General features: G+C 40.0%; 19 protein-coding genes and 1 riboswitch. Of the genes, 12 read left to right on the top strand and 7 right to left on the bottom strand.

The window, feature by feature from the left end; translation table 11 throughout:
* A partial coding sequence (locus QT711_RS19610) for a transposase (RefSeq protein ID WP_398296226.1) occupies window positions 1–122 on the bottom strand: 122 nt, incomplete at its 3' end.
* Window positions 123–200: 78 nt separating this feature from the next.
* Between QT711_RS19610 and QT711_RS15070 the strand changes: the two genes are divergently transcribed.
* Window positions 201–425 (top strand): hypothetical protein, encoded by a 225-nt coding sequence (locus QT711_RS15070; protein WP_317945609.1) that lies wholly within the window; start codon window positions 201–203, stop codon window positions 423–425.
* Window positions 426–498: 73 nt separating this feature from the next.
* The gene (locus tag QT711_RS15065; protein WP_317945608.1) at window positions 499–996 is read left to right on the top strand and encodes an antibiotic biosynthesis monooxygenase family protein; all 498 of its coding nucleotides are present in this window, start codon (window positions 499–501) and stop codon (window positions 994–996) included.
* A gap of 158 nt (window positions 997–1,154) precedes the next feature.
* Here QT711_RS15065 and QT711_RS15060 read toward each other — a convergent pair whose 3' ends face one another.
* A complete protein-coding gene (locus tag QT711_RS15060; protein ID WP_317945606.1) occupies window positions 1,155–1,376 on the bottom strand; it encodes a hypothetical protein in 222 nt (73 codons plus the stop codon).
* A 230-nt stretch (window positions 1,377–1,606) separates the two neighbouring features.
* Here QT711_RS15060 and QT711_RS15055 point away from each other — a divergent pair, with 230 nt between their 5' ends.
* The 5 genes from QT711_RS15055 to QT711_RS15035 are packed head-to-tail and all read left to right on the top strand — an operon-like array spanning window position 1,607 to window position 7,700.
* Window positions 1,607–2,698, top strand: coding sequence for a hypothetical protein (locus tag QT711_RS15055; RefSeq protein ID WP_317945604.1), 1,092 nt, complete (start codon window positions 1,607–1,609; stop codon window positions 2,696–2,698).
* On the top strand, window positions 2,688–4,394 hold the full coding sequence (locus QT711_RS15050; protein ID WP_317945602.1) for a hypothetical protein: 1,707 nt from the start codon (window positions 2,688–2,690) through the stop codon (window positions 4,392–4,394). The genes QT711_RS15055 and QT711_RS15050 overlap by 11 nt, the downstream gene beginning before the upstream one ends.
* A 16-nt stretch (window positions 4,395–4,410) precedes the next feature.
* Window positions 4,411–5,244: a response regulator gene (locus QT711_RS15045; protein WP_317945600.1), complete on the top strand. Its 834-nt coding sequence runs from the start codon at window positions 4,411–4,413 to the stop codon at window positions 5,242–5,244.
* Window positions 5,237–6,274: a HEAT repeat domain-containing protein gene (locus QT711_RS15040; protein ID WP_317945598.1), complete on the top strand. Its 1,038-nt coding sequence runs from the start codon at window positions 5,237–5,239 to the stop codon at window positions 6,272–6,274. Before QT711_RS15045 ends, QT711_RS15040 begins: the two co-directional genes overlap by 8 nt.
* Window positions 6,275–6,278: 4 nt before the next feature.
* Window positions 6,279–7,700: a glycosyltransferase family 2 protein gene (locus tag QT711_RS15035; RefSeq protein ID WP_317945597.1), complete on the top strand. Its 1,422-nt coding sequence runs from the start codon at window positions 6,279–6,281 to the stop codon at window positions 7,698–7,700.
* Window positions 7,701–7,809: 109 nt separating this feature from the next.
* Here QT711_RS15035 and yiaA read toward each other — a convergent pair whose 3' ends face one another.
* A complete protein-coding gene (yiaA, locus tag QT711_RS15030; protein ID WP_317945595.1) occupies window positions 7,810–8,280 on the bottom strand; it encodes an inner membrane protein YiaA in 471 nt (156 codons plus the stop codon).
* 458 nt (window positions 8,281–8,738) lie between these two features.
* Here yiaA and QT711_RS15025 point away from each other — a divergent pair, with 458 nt between their 5' ends.
* Window positions 8,739–9,125, top strand: coding sequence for an SET domain-containing protein (locus QT711_RS15025; RefSeq protein ID WP_317945593.1), 387 nt, complete (start codon window positions 8,739–8,741; stop codon window positions 9,123–9,125).
* A gap of 142 nt (window positions 9,126–9,267) precedes the next feature.
* The gene (locus QT711_RS15020) at window positions 9,268–9,390 is read left to right on the top strand and encodes a hypothetical protein (protein ID WP_317945591.1); all 123 of its coding nucleotides are present in this window, start codon (window positions 9,268–9,270) and stop codon (window positions 9,388–9,390) included.
* Window positions 9,391–9,445: 55 nt separating this feature from the next.
* On the opposite strand, the gene QT711_RS15015 is transcribed toward QT711_RS15020, so the two are convergent.
* Window positions 9,446–9,637 (bottom strand): cysteine-rich CWC family protein, encoded by a 192-nt coding sequence (locus QT711_RS15015; RefSeq protein WP_317945589.1) that lies wholly within the window; start codon window positions 9,635–9,637, stop codon window positions 9,446–9,448.
* A gap of 245 nt (window positions 9,638–9,882) precedes the next feature.
* Here QT711_RS15015 and QT711_RS15010 point away from each other — a divergent pair, with 245 nt between their 5' ends.
* The 3 genes from QT711_RS15010 to QT711_RS15000 all read left to right on the top strand — a co-directional run bounded on the left by QT711_RS15010 (window position 9,883) and on the right by QT711_RS15000 (window position 11,489).
* A complete protein-coding gene (locus tag QT711_RS15010) occupies window positions 9,883–10,362 on the top strand; it encodes a DUF2975 domain-containing protein (RefSeq protein ID WP_317945587.1) in 480 nt (159 codons plus the stop codon).
* Window positions 10,363–10,372: 10 nt separating this feature from the next.
* The gene (locus QT711_RS15005) at window positions 10,373–10,585 is read left to right on the top strand and encodes a helix-turn-helix domain-containing protein (protein ID WP_317945585.1); all 213 of its coding nucleotides are present in this window, start codon (window positions 10,373–10,375) and stop codon (window positions 10,583–10,585) included.
* Window positions 10,586–10,661: 76 nt separating this feature from the next.
* The gene (locus tag QT711_RS15000; RefSeq protein WP_317945613.1) at window positions 10,662–11,489 is read left to right on the top strand and encodes a DUF817 domain-containing protein; all 828 of its coding nucleotides are present in this window, start codon (window positions 10,662–10,664) and stop codon (window positions 11,487–11,489) included.
* 393 nt (window positions 11,490–11,882) lie between these two features.
* Here the strand turns inward: QT711_RS15000 and QT711_RS14995 are convergent, their stop codons facing one another.
* From QT711_RS14995 to QT711_RS14985, 3 genes are all read right to left on the bottom strand, one after another.
* Entirely contained in the window at window positions 11,883–13,070 is a 1,188-nt protein-coding gene (locus tag QT711_RS14995; protein WP_317945583.1) for an MFS transporter, read from the bottom strand.
* A 57-nt stretch (window positions 13,071–13,127) separates the two neighbouring features.
* A riboswitch (purine riboswitch) is annotated at window positions 13,128–13,227 on the bottom strand.
* 423 nt (window positions 13,228–13,650) lie between these two features.
* Window positions 13,651–14,868 carry a dicarboxylate/amino acid:cation symporter gene (locus QT711_RS14990; protein WP_317945581.1) on the bottom strand — a complete coding sequence of 406 codons (1,218 nt, stop codon included), beginning with the start codon at window positions 14,866–14,868 and terminating at the stop codon, window positions 13,651–13,653.
* Between the two features lie 124 nt (window positions 14,869–14,992).
* Window positions 14,993–16,003: an LLM class flavin-dependent oxidoreductase gene (locus QT711_RS14985; protein ID WP_317945579.1), complete on the bottom strand. Its 1,011-nt coding sequence runs from the start codon at window positions 16,001–16,003 to the stop codon at window positions 14,993–14,995.
* Window positions 16,004–16,527: the final 524 nt, after the last annotated feature.

Genomic DNA, 16,527 nt, shown 5'->3' with positions numbered 1-16,527 from the left:
CAGTTATGCAGCGTCTGTTCCGCGATACCCAGGTCTCTAGCTGTTTGTGCTACCGTTTTACCTGCATCCACAACCAACTTGGCTGCATCCATTTTAAATTCTTTGTCATACTGTCTTTTCATCATTTTTCACTCCGCTCAGTTGGATAAGTTTATTATAACTCTCCCAATTCGCTGAGTCCTAATTTTAGAGTAGCATCAGTGTTCACTGTCATTCTAGCATTTATATTACTAAGTCCACTCTATTTGTTTTTGATCCTTCAATTCAACTATCCAAAAGATATGATGATTTGGGCAGAGCGTTGGAAGTACGATACGGAACCTGACTTCTCGGATGAATCGATTAAAATTGTAAAAATAAAAGCGATTGTAGGCATTATTTTACTCTCTCTACTATTTATTTTTTGGTTTATAAGTGAACTGTAGTAGGTGGAGTGAAAAGAAGTATGGCGGCAAAATAACGAGAGACGCCACAAAATAGTACGAGGAGGAATTTGGAATGAAGCTATTTAAGTGGATTGGATCTAAGCAAGAGGCACATACGATTTTGAAGGATTCACTTACGCAAGAGGAAGAGGTCGTTTGCTTACGAAATAACGAAGAAATGCTGCTTTTACAAGAAACAATGGAGGCGAGTATTCCTGTTACTGAAACCTATGAGATATTGGATCGTACAGGAGCTTTGCAAAATAACTGTTTTGCAGTGTTAAACAATATCCCTGTCACGGAAGAAGGAAGGACGCAGTTTGAAGAGCGATTCCGCAACCGAGCGGGTTTGATTGAGGAGGAACCGGGCTTTATTGCGATTCGTGTCCTTCGTCCATTGCAGTCAGATACGTATGTCATTTTAACCCTATGGGAAAATGAAGAATCGTTTGCGAACTGGCAGCAATCGAAAGCCTATTCAAAGGCACATGCGAAACGGGGGACTGAGCAAGGGATCGATAAGCGTCCCAATCTATTTCCACGCCCTTCATTCGTCACGACCTATCAATAATTCTCTCAAAAGAATGATTCAACGCATTGGCTGCTTGAACGAAAAGTGTATGCTAAAGAAACAGTCTTGAACAACGTTACTAAAACGTCTAGTTAAAACAGAATATAGAAAAAGAGCTGATCAAACGCCTATCTGATCGGCTCTTTCTCATGCAAACATTATCTTCTCTTCTTACGATCATCTTTCCCTGGTACCTTGCTTTTTTCCACGATTTTTTCAAATTCTACATGTACAAAATACTTACTGTCAGACACTTGTTCAATACTTAACACTTTTCCATTTCGCCCTTTAATCCTTATCGCTTCGTTCACTTCAGGTATTCTTCGTAAAACTTGGTTCAGAACAGCGATGTTATTTTCAAGAAAATGAATAGCAAACATAGACTCGTCCCCTTTAAGTATGAATGTTGGTATACACTCATCTTATGATGGTGGCGAAAGTTTAGAACTTTAGAGAGTAACTAGTTACGAGTTAATAAAACCCGATGAAATGTAGACAATCTATAATTGAAAGAAGTCATTATTTTAGCAACTTTATAGTTTTGGAAAATGAAAAATGGTATCATTTAAAAATAATACAAACTTGCTAAGGACGGATGGAGCGTAACAGATTGAAAAAACGAATCATAGTAATTCTACTTCTTTTGCTGTTGCTTATATTATCGCCTCGGGTGTATTGGTCACTAAAAGAGCCTATTTCATTAGAAATTGCAGTTATAGACTATACGGTTCCGACGAAGGATTACCGTGAACATAATGGTTTGTTCCAAGTGTTGACGAGTAAGAAAATTGTTAGAGAAGATGGAGAGTTGTATGACGTTGGGAAGGATTATTATGGTTTTGATCCTTATGACAAAGTACAAACAGAACCTTTTGAACATCATCAAGTTGATATGATTTACATTACAGACACGTACGGAGTGTATAGTGATGACTTGGAAGAAAAACCGGATGGAGAGCGCTCGGAACTCCTATTTGGAGGCATGGATTTGCTCGATTGGAACGGCCTTATGCAAAGTAAAGATGATCAAACAACTCTAATTGCTGAGTTCAATTCTTTTGCATCGCCTACAAGTGAAGAAGTGAGTAAGATTATGCAGCAAACATTGGGACTTACGTGGAGTGGATGGATCGGGAGGTATTTTCCTGATTTAGCTAATGATGAAATTCCACAATGGCTCATTGACAACTACGAACAACAAGCGCAACAAGAGTGGTCATTCGAAGGACCTGGAATGGCATATGTCCATACTACCGATCAAGTGATCATTCTAAATGAAGATGAAATAAAAGGATCAGTCAATTTTACATTAACAGAACAAGGTAAGCACAAATTTTCATCTGTACATTCTTCTGAATATATGTATTGGTTTGATATTGTTGAACCACTTGGTGGGACTGAAGTATTAGCATCATACAAAGTGGAACTCGAAGATATAGGAGCTGACAAGTTGCGAGCAGCTGGTATTCCAACACAGTTCCCGGCAGTTCTATTTAGAGAGAACGATTTGACGTATTACTTTGCGGGTGACTATGCCGACTTTGATAAGCAACCGATTGTTACGTGGGAAAGTATTCATCATGTGTATAAATTTTTCGCAAAAGATGTTTCTTCTTTTTACTGGCTAAGTTATTTTCCTATGATGGAAGACATATTGAATGAAGCCATTAATCGGAAAAGAGGGGTTTTGCATGCAGAATGAACGCAAGGATCGATTTTTCCTTAAACTCCTAATGTGGTTCACCTTTTTAAGCACTTTAGGTGTTGGAGGAGGTATATTTTTTCTCTTATTTGCAGTCGTTCCAATCGAACAAACGTATACGGATAGAGGATGGTCCCAATTTAAGATTGATAACGTTATGAAATATTTTGTACTTGGTTGGGTTGTTTTTGGCTTTATCGCGTCTTTTCTCTATTACTTTCTCATATTGAAGAAAAATCGGTGGGTAGCATCATGGCTATTTGTTATCGGCTCCGTGTTCCTTTGCATCAGTGGGATGTATTACTTTCTAAATACAGGAAATGGTATTGTCCAAGCTTCACAAGGTGAAATTGTGGAAGGAGACCGGTTTACTTTCGGTCCTTATCCTGAAAAAGAAGATTTAGTTCGATTACATGAGCAAGGCTATGATGGAGTCATTACATTATTAAATCCCACTTTGCCAATTGAAAAGCCATTACTGGATAAAGAAAAAGCTTCTGTTGAGGAAATTGATTTAGAATTGATTTCCATTCCGATGCTCCCGTGGGTCGGTGATAACTCAAAATCAATTCAACGAGTAAAGCAATTGATTCAGCAAGATGACAAAAAATATTATGTCCATTGCTACTTGGGGAGGCATCGTGTAGATGTTATTAAACAAGTCATTAACGAAGAGTTAGGTGATGACACGTACGCGCTCAATTTTATGCAACCAACTACGCTTGCAAGGGGCGAATTGTTCAACTTCCCTGATCAGGCAATTATGATAGGGCCATTTCCAACGGATGAAGAATGGTTTACCCGAATCAAACGCGGAGGCGTAAAAGAGGTAGTTTCCTTGCTACCGGATAGTCCGTCAAATAAGTGGCAATCCAAAGCGAAACAAGTCACAAAAGAGATGGGTATAGACTTTACAGCGATGCCCATTTCCCAAAATCCAACACTCGAAGAAGTACGTACTATTGTGAACTATGTGGAGGCTGCAGAGCATAAAGTATATGTCCATGCTTTCCAAAATAACACGGTTAGTATGATGGCAGAGGCGTTGATCGATTGGGATGCAACGTTAGTAGGGGATGTATCGCCAACTGTGCAATGCGGGTCTGCAGAATGGGTTGGCCGGAAGTACCTCATAGGTTGTTCGCCAAGTGAAGAAGAAAGAACCACGTTACGTGCAATTGGTGTTGAACAATTCATTGACTTAGATGGTATGACTCTTGGACAGCAATATGAACAGCTCAAGCGAGTGAAACATGAGCGACGCCCAAGTTACATCATTACCTCTAGACACGAACAAGAACAGGTTAAACAAGTGGCAGTAGGTCTTCTGTATGGTTCTATGACGGGGGGACAAGAATGGGAAACGCTCACTTTGGCAGGAGCTGCACCTATTCGCCATGAACGGAATTTACTGCTTGGTCCAATGTTACTTCCCGAAGAGTATGAGTCCTTTGCATTGGAAAAAGGTGTTGCGCAAATAATATTGTTATATTCACCAAGTACGACGAGTGAAGAAACACTCACAAAGGCATCTGTTGAAGCAGAGAGAAGAGGGATTTCGATAAGAAGTATTCCTTTAGTAAATAACTATGAGAAGGATTTGATTCCATTAATTGAATCTGAAAATGGCTTAAATTACATTATGACAGAAAAAGAATTATTGCCCCTCGTTAATACGTACATCAAGAAGTTCTGAAGTAGGAGGCACTTATATGCTCAAAAAAAATGATCAAGTTTGCTTTTTGGACGGAGAGCTATTTCCAGTTCTAATCAATTGGCAATTAGCGAGTACAGAGCGGTATAAAGAAATATTTACACTTGTGTTCCTAAATCTGCCTTGTACGAAAGAGCTAGAGCGTCAGTTAAAAAACACTGACTTGGTGTTTAACTTTCCTGACCATGAAATCGTAGTGATTTTATTACCGAATGTTGGAGAAATAGAAGCTGAAGTTATGTTAAAACGGTTGTTAAGAAGTGACGTGTCGAATGAAAGTTTGCCTGCAGCTGCAATAATTGAAGTGAAGAACAGTGAAGCGACGGCATCTTCACTTTTAGATAGTGGAATAAAATTATTACAGGAAGTTCAAGCTCAACCAAATCGCACACTGTTTTTATCAGATCGTTCATTTGCAAAAATTGCACCTCAAGAAGTAAGTGTCAGTGTATTGGATGAAGATGTAATTGTAACGAGTGTCATAAGACAAATTATAGAACGGATGGATGTACGAGATATCACTTTTACCGTAAAAGAGTTTAATGATGGTCAAGCTTTTGTTCAATCAGATTGGTACCGAACACCGAAAATTCATCTAGTCATTATGAATGACGTTTTACCGAAAAAAAATGGTATAGATATTTTGCATATGTTGAGAAATCTTCCAAACACACAACGTTTTTATATCCTCATGATGACAAAGAGACAAAGTGAAAAAGAAATGATTTACGCTTTTGAACACGGAGTAGATGAATATATGCCTAAGCCGTTTAATCCGCGCTTGTTAGAAGCGCAATTAAAGAAAATGCTTCACAGGATTTATCATGAATAATTTCTTAATTATCCTGTTACTCTGTGTGTTGGGTGTATTTTTGTTACTCGTTTGTCTGTGTGTCGTACTGATTGTGTATCGGATACAAGAAGTGAGAAAAGAGAAACTTATTGAAGCTTATCTTACTAAACGGCAACATGAGTGGTTTGCTTATTTAGTAGAAGGTCAGTTGTCGCCAAAACAGTTGCAACCAAAAAGCAAAATTGAAAAAGATGCGATCGATAAATTGTTTTTCCATTGCAGAGTGAATTTTTCATCGGAAACGATTTCTTATGGGATGAAACTTTTTGCCATGCATTATCTGGAAGATTACTATAAACGTCAGCTAAACAGTCGAAGTAAAAGCATTCGAATGAATGTCTATTACAAGATTTATTTGTTTGAGTGGAAGTTTTTACTAGCCGATGTAGTGGATAAGTTGACAAGCAAGCAAGAGTATTCCAAAGAAGAGTATTTGATGATGTACAGAATTATTGCTAAATTTGATCCCGAACATTTTATCCGTTACTATTTAAACCCCAAAGTACATCTAGGCGAGTTTGACTACCGAAAGTTGTTATTCGAACTGGACGAAGAACATTTGCTTTCATTGGCGAATCTGTTTGACGAATTACCGCAAACACTTCAATGGATCTTAGTTGAAATAGTTGGAGTGAAGTTTTATGTTAACTGGTTGCCGTTTTTGAATAAATGCCTTGGTAGTGAGGATAGTGAATTGCGCATTCGTGCATTAAAGAGCATCGCTTCACTCGAACGAATAGAGAATGTTAGCACGTACGAAGTGTTTGCTACTTCTCCAATTTGGGAGGAGCGGTTAATGGTTGCGAAAGTATTTGGTGTTGCTCCACCAGATTTAGCAGAACCGGTCTTACAAAAGCTGATGATAGATCCTTCCTATCAAGTCCGTCTTCAAGCTGCACATTCATTAACAAAGCTAAAAACGAGTCACCAAGCTTTTACGACCATTATTCAAACAAGTTTAGACGAATCTGCAGTCGCGTTAGCAGAAGAAATGCTGGAAAAGGAGTGAGTACATGAGTTTACCGTATATAACGTCATCTCTTTTTGCATTTCTAGGATACATGCTCATGTTTTACATGGTTGCCGTCATTTTTGTCTATTCATGGATGCTAATTGCCTCATTCCGACAGTTGATGAATGAACGCAAGCTTGCAAAGAACTTTGAAATTGAAGAAGACTTGTCCTATAGTTATTCGCAACCTGTTTCGATCCTTGTACCAGCTTACAACGAGCAGGATGGTGTAATTGGTACTATTCATTCGTTGCTCGCATTGCGTTACAGAGAATATGAGATTATTGTTATTAACGATGGGTCAATCGATGAGACCGAAAAATTAATCCTTCACCATTTTAAAATGAAACGTGTTAATAAGAAAATACAAGGTAAGTTAGAGACAAAGGAAATACAAGTAGTCTACCAATCCACGATTCATCCGAACTTGCAATTAGTGACGAAAGAGAATGGGGGTAAATCCGACGCGTTGAATGCGGGCATTAATTTAGCGCAATATCCATACTTTTGTTCGATTGACGGAGATTCCATCTTGGATAAAACGTCATTATTGCGTGTAATGAAGCCAATAATCGAATCCAACCGAGAAGTAATTGCCAGTGGTGGAAATGTCCGTATTGCCAATGGATTTACCATTCAAATGGGACATGTAACAAGCTCGAGACTCCCACAGTCAACAATTGTTACGATGCAAATTATTGAATATATGAGAGCGTTTCTATTGGGTCGAATTGCATTAAGCCAGCTTAATCTCGTTCTGATCATTTCAGGTGCATTCAGTGTGTTCTCAAAGCATTGGGCCTTACAAGTTGGCGGTTACTCTCAAAATACAGTTGGAGAAGATATGGAGCTTGTCGTCAAACTTCATAAAGAAGTCCGTCGTCAAAAAGCCGAAAAGGAAATTGTGTTTACGCCTGACCCTGTTTGTTGGACGGAAGCACCTTCGACAATGAATGATTTGCGAACGCAGCGCAGACGTTGGCATCAAGGACTTGCTGAAAGTTTATGGTTGCATAAAGAAATGGCATTCAACCCAAAATATCGAACAATCGGCCTTGTGTCTTTCCCTTATTTTTTGTTCATTGAATTGTTAGGTCCAGTTATTGAAATCATTGGTTATCTCTATATGCTCGTTTCCTTGTTTATGGGAGAAGTATATATACTCTTTGCGATTATTTTAGGATTGTTATTTTTATTATATAGCTCCTTGTTTTCAATGACTGCCGTGTTACTAGAAGCATGGACTCAAAAAACGTATCCGAAAATAGAAGATTTGGTACGCCTTCTTCTATTGTCGTTAACCGAAGTGTTCTGGTATCGTCCATTCACACTGTTATGCAGAACAGAAGGAATTTGGCGTATGATCAGACGGAAAAAAGACTGGGGAAAAATTCAACGACAAGGATTATCCAAAGAACTATAAAATACACCTAAGCAAAACAGCCATAAAAACGCACTGAAAAACCGTGTGTCCATTGTCAGTACGAATGGACGCACGGTATTTAGTAGTTTAGAAAACGACTAGGGTTATATCAATCCATATTTCTAGCTTTCTGTGTATCTCGTACATTCTTTTGAACAGTGATTGCAGCAAAAATACTCAACACAAAAGCCATACCATAAAAACCTTTTTCACTTAAGACGATACTGCCTGCATTATATAAGCCAATCCCCATTAACAAAATCGCGATAAGGAGTGCGAACCAGCTGAGTCCATAATAGATGTTGGTCACAGGGACACCTTCCTCTTTATCTCGAACTGCCTTTTGTAAAGAGACTGACGCATAAAGACCAAAAATCAATACAACAAAGTAATAGCCTTTTTCATTCAGCTCCATCGTTGCGTTAAACAAGCCGATGAAGTAAGCCAGTACCCCAATTAACAATGCAGCAATGGATGCGCCCTTAAACGCTGCAGTTGGCTCGCCTTCTCTTTTTTCAACTTTTATTTTCAAATCAGCGTCTTTTTCTTTTGCAACGGCTTCTTCTTTTAAATTCGTCACGTGACTCCCTCCCTTTAAAAATATCATATCCAAACGATTCGCTATCGGCAACCTTTTCATAATTATTCGTCTTTTTCATTAGGACAAGACTATGATTATATAAAGTGACTGATCGCTAGTACGTACGTATAAAACGCTATCTTGAGTTTATGAATTAAAAAGTTGCTGTAGAATCATTGCTACTGCGAATCTTTCCGATCACGCTAAAAGCATGGCCTTCGACTCCTTAAACAGAGGTTCCGTCTAAAGCAGGGCTACTTTCGGCAAAAGCAGAGGTTGTCTACACACTATGTCCTCATGCTCAAAGCTATATTTGTAAAGCGCAAAACAGAGCCGTCGCCCGCGTGGAAAAGCACTAGTATAATGAACGGAATTCATCAAAAAGTAAAATATTGCGCTAAATTTACGTATAGATGTTATAGTTAGAAAGTAAATTCTACAAGTGAGCAGGTGACAGCATGATCGAGATAAAATCATCCTCGGTAAGTGATGGGGAATTCAATAGAGGCGTATTTGCAACATGCGACATTAAAAAAGGTACGTTGTTACACGAAGCACCGGTGCTAGCGTATCCAAATGCTGAGCATGAACATATTGAAAAAACATTGCTGGCTGATTATGCCTTTGAGTATGGTGTGAATCATTCCGCACTTTTGCTTGGTTATGGCATGTTGTTCAATCATTCCTATGAGCCCAACGCAACATATTCAATCAGTTTTGAGAAACACACTTTTGACTTTTTTGCCTATAAAGACATTGCTGCAGGAGAAGAGATCCTTATTAATTATAATGGCGATGAGGATGACAAAGAGTTGCTTTGGTTTGATAAAGAGCAGCCAGACTAAGCAGCATGAAGGTTACAACTAAACGCTATGGATAGGCAAAGAAGCCTGTCCATAGCGTTTTTCAGTAGGAGATCATATGTTTACTTTCTAGAGGATAGGGAATAGATAGAAGGTAGTGTGAAACAGAAAGTAGGTGATGGATATGACGAAACTATGGAACTTTATTATGGATAATAAGCTTATTACCGTTTCAGGCATTAATAAGAAAATGGCTGAAGAAGAAGCCCGTAAGATTTACGAAGAATTAAAACAAAATGCCTCCTAATATGCACCGGCCAACCAAAGGGCTGGTGTATTTTTCTTTGGAATTATGCTGGCATTCATAATTTTTCTTTGAACTGATCAAGACACCCTTTGCAAATACACTTTTTGTATAAATCCTCCTCTTCAATTGCTTCAAAAATCGCATGTGGAAAAGCCTCTTCGGTGCACCAGCACTCTCCCAGCGACTTTTCTCTCCCGTAACAACAATTATTCCCTTGACCACATATCGGACAATGTTCGTTCGTCATGAAAAATACACCTCATTTTTCTTTTATTATAGCAGTCTGGCCGTAAGCTTGCTTTGCATTTCTTTTCGGACTCAGCTGTCATTCGAGCTTCCTGATTTCTTACAATGCGAAACATCTTCTTGCGCAAGTTGGTTGCCAACATTCTTCACTTACAAAATTGTAATGTCATTTATCGATAATTATTTATTGTTATTCGATAAAACGTATGGTAAATTCAAGTGACATTAACTAGATGAGGTGCTTAAATGAAACGTGAAACGCTCTTTCTTAAATTAATAGTAATCTTAATGGGACTCCCAGTGCTTGCTTTATGTATATTTGTTGTCCCAAAAATCGGTAGTTTTGCGGCAGAGTTAGTTCCATCTATGCCAGTTATAAAATTACTCGTGCTTATTGTCATGTATGCTGCTGCCATTCCATTTTTCCTCGCGCTGTATCAAACGTTTAAGTTGCTCAACTTCATTGATAACAATGAAGCGTTTTCCGACAAATCTGCTAAAGCTTTGCACAACATTAAACACTGTGCATTGTCAATTAGCGGTTTCTATGTACTTGGCATGCCTCTCTTTTACGTAATGGGAGAATTGGACGACGCGCCAGGCATTATTTTAATTGGCTTACTTATATTATTTGGCGCACTTGTCATTGCAGTTTTTGCAGCAGTGTTAGAGAAACTAGTAACGAGTGCGATTGAAATGAAATCCGAAAATGATTTGACGGTTTGAGGTGACTACATTGGCGATTATGATTTCAATAGATGTAATGCTAGCTAAACGTAAAATGAGTGTAACCGAACTATCAGAGAAAGTCGGCATTACAATGGCAAACCTTTCAATTTTAAAAAATGGCAAGGCAAAGGCAATCCGATTTTCTACGTTGGAAGGGATATGCAAAGCTTTGGACTGCCAGCCTGGAGATATTTTGGTGTACCAAGCGGATGAGGAGTAACGGAAAATAGATTGTTGTGGATTAAAAGACTGTAATCCCTTTAGTAGATAAGGATTAGGAAAGAACGGTGATTGTAATGAAAAGCTTAACGAATTACGGGAAATTAAGTGAACAACCTCCTAAACTGACCATCAAACATTCGTGGGAACAACTTGTCCGCTTTGGTTGGATTCAAGCGCAATCCTGTCTATTTCCGGTTGTTATATTCGCTTCTTTAGCAATTACAAAGTTTCTACCACTTCCGTTACTGCCTCGTTACGATTGGCTGCTCATCCTATTTCTTCTCATGCAATGGTGGATGGTGCGTGCGGGTCTCGAAACGAGAGATGAGTTAAAAGTTATCACACTTTTTCATGTCATCGGACTCTGTCTAGAAATTTTCAAAGTCCATATGGGGTCGTGGGCATATCCAGAAGATGGCTACTCTAAACTATTAGGTGTCCCGCTATACAGCGGTTTCATGTATGCAAGTGTAGCCAGTTATCTCTGTCAAGCATGGCGGAGGATGAAAGTAGATCTTATTAAATGGCCGAAGTTCTATTTCGTTGCGCCTCTTGCTTTTGCAATATACTTGAATTTTTTCACTCATCACTATTGGTTGGATGTTAGATGGTGGTTAGCAAGTTTAGTGTTAATGGTCTTTTGGCGAAGTTGGGTGAGCTATGAAGTAGGCGGGATTCGTTACCGCATGCCTCTCGCCATCTCCTTTGTACTCATCGGGTTCTTTATCTGGATTGCAGAAAATATTGCAACGTTCTTCGGAGCATGGAAATACCCAAATCAAGCAGAGGTATGGCGTTTAGTCCATGTTGGCAAAGTGAGCTCGTGGCTCTTATTAGTCATCGTCAGTTTCCTAATTGTAGCGACATTAAAGCGAATAAAAGGGAAAAATCCAATTAGATAGTGGGATTTTGATTGATTTTTCAGTATACTATAAGAGGAATTGTTCTAGTAGGGAACTACATAAAGCTTTTTGAGAATAAACGATGAGGCTGCTTATTCTATTTTCGGGGGGCAATGGATGATGAATTTCTTGAAAATGAAATTGTATATCGAGTTGCTTGCCCTTTCCTTTGGGATAGTAGGGATTGTATATATCGTTCCGATGCAGGTCTTTGTAGAAGGAAAGCCAAGAATTCTAACACTCTGTATTCTGATGTTTCTTTGGTTTGTAATTGTAACGCACAACATGACGTTTCATGAGTTGTGGGACAAGTGGTTTAGGAAAAATAATAGGCGATAAAAAACAATGACTGTCTGAAGGAACTACACCTTAAGACAGCCGTTGTTTTTTATTTTATTCATAAACAGTTTGCTTTTGGGCTTTTCTGCTGCGTGTTTTTTCCACTGCAATGGACAACGAAATCGCAGCACAAATGAACGCGATGAGCACAATAATTCCACCGACAGAAGGCATAACGGTCACACTTCCTGTCTGATTATATACGACACCACCCACACCCGAACCGATAGCAATACCGACTTGAAGCGCTGAATTGTTAAAGCTTTGATGGATATCGGATGAAGCAGGATCACTTTGGATAATGTAATCTTGTTGTGGTGGAGCTAAACTCCAACTTAACGCGCCCCAAATGACCATGATGATGAGAAACACAGGAGTTGAGAACGTCATGTAAGGTAGAATGAACAGGCTAAGTGCAAATGCTCCAAGGATGAACAAGATACTCTTCGTCGATCCAATCTTAGAAGCTAAACTGCCACCGAATGCTCCGCCACTCACTGCAGCTAATCCAAAGATAAAGTAGAAAATGCTAATCCAGTACGGACTAAGTTGCATTGTTTCTTCTAAAAAAGGTGTAAAATAGGCATATACTGTATAATGCCCCGCAAGCATGAACATCGTTGCCAAATGTGCAAAGATGATTTTTTTATTGCCAAGAGCTTTCACTTGCTCAGAAAGCGGTTGGACATGCCCAGTAGGAATTTCGTCAAGAAACTTGCTGATTAAAGCAATCGATCCGAGTGACAGGATGGCGATGCCTAAAAAGACAGAACGCCAACCAAAAGCATTGGTTAATACAATCCCAATAGGTACACCAAGAACTAAAGACGAACTGATCCCCATATAAATATATCCTAACGCTTTCGCCCGTTTTTCAGGCAGTGAAATGCGCGCGGTAATTGTTAAGGATAAAACAATTACAAGAGCCGCACTCGCAGCTGTAAGTACCCGAGCCACCATCATCAATGTGAAAGTAGGGCTGAAATAGGTAAAGACATTGCCGATAAAGAACACCGACAAGGCAATTAAGTAAAGTTTTTTTCGTTCCATTTTGGCAGTAAGCGACAGTAATACGGGACCCGAAACTGCATAAACGAGCGCAAAAATCGTAATCAGTTGACCTGCTGTCGCGATGGAAACATGTAAATCATCTGCAATCACTGGTAAAATACCGCCTACAACCAACTCGACTAAGCCAACCGTAATCGCAGCAATCGCCAGCAAGAATACGCGTATATCCAAAAATATCTCCTCCAACTACACATATAAACCTATATTTTGGCAATAAAAAATCCCCTGATTACAAAAAATAAATTTTGTAATCAGGAGATATCGGTTCCTGGTAGAGACCCTCGAACCATCTTATCGAGGTTATACATGCAAATGCTATTAAAATTTTCTATTGACCAATTTAACATGAATAAAGAAAAATAACAAGAGGCTATTCATCCAACCACCGCATAACCAAGCGAAACGCGGCAAACTTTATCCAAACGCCGCATAACCGGGCCAAACGCGGCAAACTTCCTCCAAACGCCGCATAGCCAGTCTCGTTAAATAAAACCCTTAGTTTGTCAAATGCATTTAGCGCGACACCAACTCCACCAACAAAAAAATCCCGCGCTCACAAGTAATGGGAAATTTCTCTGTAACTGCTCATGATACTCTTAAGTACGCAAACTTCGTTCAAACGGGGCATAACCGAGCCGAACGCGGCAAACTTCCTCCAAACGCGGCATAATCCTCGGAAACGCGGCATAATCAAGGTGAACGCAGCAAACTTCGTTCAAACGCGGCATAACCAAGCAAAACGCCGCATAACTCAGCGCCGCCTCTTCTCCTGCTTGTCGACCAATACCGTTCCAACTAAATCACCTGTTACATTTAATGCGGTTGCACCCATACCAATCAGCGCATCAATAGCTGTCAGCAAAGCGACCGCTTCCATTGGTAAACCAAGCTGAATAAAAACCGTTGAAATCATAACAATTCCTGCTCCAGGCACACCTGCTGTACCAATAGAAGAAAGCGTACCAATCAAGACAATTAGCATCATATCCGTTAAATCTAACGGCTTACCAACGATATTTGCTGCGAAAATGGCAGAAACCGCAATGCGTATCGCAGCGCCATCCATATTAATTGTTGCACCGAGAGGCAAGCTGAAACCGTACAAACTTTTCCGAATGCCCATGTTTTTTGCTGCATCCAATGTAAGCGGCAGCGTACCTGTACTACTTTGTGTAACAAATGCCGTCAATATGGGCGTACGTGCAAACTTAAAAAAGTGAAGTGGTTTTACACGGAAGAGAATGAGAACAATGACATAGAGAATGATGTGAACAAACAATGCAATATAAAACACGCCAATCATACCCCCAAGTGAGAAAAGGGTATCAAGTCCTTGATTACCGACAGTTTGAGCAATAATCGCGAAAATCCCAATCGGAATATATTGCAGAATGGCTTTCAAAATTACTAATGTGGCCTCATTTAATGCTGAAATCGTTCCTAATAGCGATTCGCCAGCATCCCGAAGTTCTTCTGATGAACGCATGACAGAAATGGCAATACCGAACGTTAAAGCGATAAAAATAATTCCCAATAAGTTCATTTCGGTGAAGGCTTGTACAAGATTGGAAGGGACGATGTTAAGAAGAACGCTGATAATCCCAGGGTGTTCAGGTGTGTCAAACACTGCATTTTCAGTGAGCTGCATACCGGAGCCGGGTTTAAAAATACTTCCAACAACCAGTCCGACGACGATTGCCAATGCCGAGCTTACTGTGTAGTAAATGAAGACCTTGCTGCCCATTCGACCAAGGTTTGTGACGTTTGTTTGATTGACTCCGACGATGAGTGTTAACAAAATGAGCGGGATCATAATAAAAGTAAGCAACCGTAGTAGTAAATCACCAAGTGGCGCAAGGACACTTGCTTGTTCTCCGAAAAGGATACCAACGAGAATCCCTAAAATTAAAGCTATACTAATTTTTGTAATTAATGAAATACGAAGGTAGGAATGGAGCATTCTTTTCAAAACTTCACCTCCTTGATATAAGGAATTATTTATATTAATACTTAAAACTGTTGAGTCACATACTATAACCGTTTAATTCAAAGTACAACACCTTTGACATTCATCAAAGGTGTTAGGTATTCAATTAATTCATCATTTCAGCAATGATTTCAAACGAACGAAGTCGATCTTCTTGATAATAGACTGGCGAACTTAGAATGAATTCATTCGCTTTGGTCTGATTTAAAAAGGCTTCCAACTTTTTCTTTACAGTATCAGGACTTCCGATAATCGTTGCAGGGGACTCAATCATCTTAGCCGCTGATGCTTGTTCGTGAGGCGTCCATACAGCAGTCGGATTATCAATGGGTGGCTTGAATTGTGTTGGCATGCCTTTTCCTAAACTAATAAATTGTTGCTGAAGTGAAGTGGCTAACCAATGCGCGCGTTCATCCGTATCTGCTGCAACGATGCTTACTCCCATCATTGCATAGGGTTGTTGCAAGTCTTTTGATGGTCTAAAGTTTTGGTGATACAGTTGCAATGCTTGCATCGCATAGGCAGGCGCAAAATGGCTTGCAAATGAAAATGGCAAACCGAGTTGTGCTGCAAGTTGTGCGCTGAAGCCACTTGAACCTAACAGCCAAATTGGAATATCTTGCCCTTCACCTGGAAATGCACGAACTCGCGCACCTGGTTCTGGATGAAAATAAGATTTGAGCTCAGCTACTTGTTGCGGAAAGTCTTCACCTGTACTTTGAAGAGTGCGTCGTAATGCGTAAGCTGTCGCTTGGTCACTTCCTGGTGCACGACCTAATCCAAGGTCAATTCGACCTGGATACAGTGCCTCAAGTGTGCCGAATTGCTCGGCAATCACAAGCGGGGCATGATTCGGTAACATGATACCACCTGCACCAACGCGAATATGTTTAGTTACACCTGCGATATGCCCAATTAGAACTGAAGTAGCCGAACTCGCCACGCCAGGCATGTTATGGTGCTCGGCCAACCAATAACGGTTAAAACCCAACTTTTCTACATACTGTGCAAGTTGGACACTATTTTTAAACGTTTGTGTCGGATTACCGCCTTCATTAATGGGTGCCAGGTCAAGAACAGAAAGAGGGATGCCATTAAATCGTTTTGTCGTTGCCATCAAACGTGTTCACTCCTTTGTATATGAAAAAGAAACAAGCTTACTATTAGTAACCTTGTTTCTTAAACTACTATTGTTTGGTGTGGAAATCAATCTTGTTGCTTGAGGAGGCTGGAAGTGGGGGAGTCTCATTGAAAATGTTTTGTTTCGCATCACAACGTAACCCGGTTGTATCGCAACATAACGCGCTCGCAAGACAACGTAATTCGTTCGTATCACAACATAACGCGCTCGCATCACAACGCTTGCTGCGCATCGCAACGTAACCCGGTCGTATCACAATATAACACGCTCGCAACACAACGCTCGCTGCGCATCACAACGTAACCTCGTCGCATCACAACGTAACCCGTTCGTATCACAACATAACGCGCTCGCAACACAACGCTCGCTGCGCATCGCAACGTAACCTCGTCGCATCACAACGTAACCCGTTCGTATCACAACATAACGCGCTCGCAACACAACGCTCGCTGCGCATCGCAACGTAACCTCGTCGCATCACAACGTAACCCGTTCGTATC

It is taken from the genome of Sporosarcina saromensis, from assembly GCF_033253735.1.
In the GTDB taxonomy this organism is placed as follows: Bacteria; Bacillota; Bacilli; order Bacillales_A; family Planococcaceae; genus Sporosarcina; species Sporosarcina saromensis.
This window is presented reverse-complemented; position numbering and strand designations above follow the sequence as displayed.